The organism is Campylobacter coli LMG 9860, assembly GCF_000254135.1.
In the GTDB taxonomy this organism is placed as follows: Bacteria; Campylobacterota; Campylobacteria; order Campylobacterales; family Campylobacteraceae; genus Campylobacter_D; species Campylobacter_D coli.
Genome location: NZ_AINS01000176.1, coordinates 1 through 924, shown reverse-complemented (window position 1 = coordinate 924; position 924 = coordinate 1). Strand labels below are relative to the sequence as shown.

Genomic DNA, 924 nt, shown 5'->3' with positions numbered 1-924 from the left:
AATTTGCATTTGCCTTTTCTGTTTCTATTTGTGCATTTGTTAGATTTATATTGGCTTGATTTACTATATTTTCATCTCCACCTAAAATCATTTGCAAGGCAGTGTTTTGACTTTGTGCTACTATGGTTTGTCCAACACTTACTAGAGCTTGTGCTAAGCTCTGGAATTGTGTATCGTTTCTAATTATATTATCATTTCCAAATTGTTCTAAAAGTTTTTTAAATTCTCCAAATGGGGATTTTTCTGCTAAGCTCATTTCTAAAATTTGCGGATAAATTTCTTTAAAAACTTCAAGTCTTTTATTGTAATCAACATTTGTATTACTCATTATTTAGCTCCTTTATTTTGCTTATCTGAATTTCACATTTCTTGTATTTGTAAAAAAGCATAGAATAAGCATTTAAAATATCTAGTTCATTTTTTGCCTTTGGCTTTTCAAGGGGACTTAATGTTAATAACTCTTGCGGAATTCTAACTTTTTGAATTTCTATTTTGGTTACTACTTGTTGAGTTTGCATCCCACAACCTATCAACGACATCGTTAAAAAGCTTAGTGATATTATTTTCATTGCTTTTATAAATGTATTCTTTAACATATTGCACCCTTTCTTGTACTTGATTTTTTTGATTGTTTGCTTCATTGATTGCTTTTAGCTCCGCTTTGTGAATTTGCGTGAGTTCTTTTAGCTTTGCTTCATTGTTTCTGTTAATCTCCAAAGCCAAAGCTAAATCACTTTGGCTTTTTTCTAATTTGGCCTTTGTGCTATCAAGTCTTAGATAAAAATATCCTGCTAAGATTGCCATTAATACTAAAGCGATATAAAGCTTTGCATTTCCAAATAAAAGATTTATCATATTTTGTTTTAGAAGTTTAAGTAAGGTTTTTATATAATACCCCTAAGGGTTAGCCGTAGGTCTGACCCC

The 924-nt window shown here is 30.4% G+C and carries 2 protein-coding genes and 1 pseudogene; all 3 read right to left on the bottom strand.

Annotated elements, in window-relative coordinates; all coding sequences use genetic code 11:
* A pseudogene (locus tag CCO88_RS10020) lies at nucleotides 1-328 on the bottom strand (hypothetical protein); the annotation flags it as partial.
* On the bottom strand, nucleotides 321-518 hold the full coding sequence (locus CCO88_RS10015; protein WP_002841106.1) for a hypothetical protein: 198 nt from the start codon (nucleotides 516-518) through the stop codon (nucleotides 321-323). The pseudogene CCO88_RS10020 and the gene CCO88_RS10015, both read right to left, overlap by 8 nt.
* Nucleotides 472-855: a DUF1374 domain-containing protein gene (locus tag CCO88_RS10010; protein ID WP_002841104.1), complete on the bottom strand. Its 384-nt coding sequence runs from the start codon at nucleotides 853-855 to the stop codon at nucleotides 472-474. The genes CCO88_RS10015 and CCO88_RS10010 overlap by 47 nt, the downstream gene beginning before the upstream one ends.
* Nucleotides 856-924: the final 69 nt, after the last annotated feature.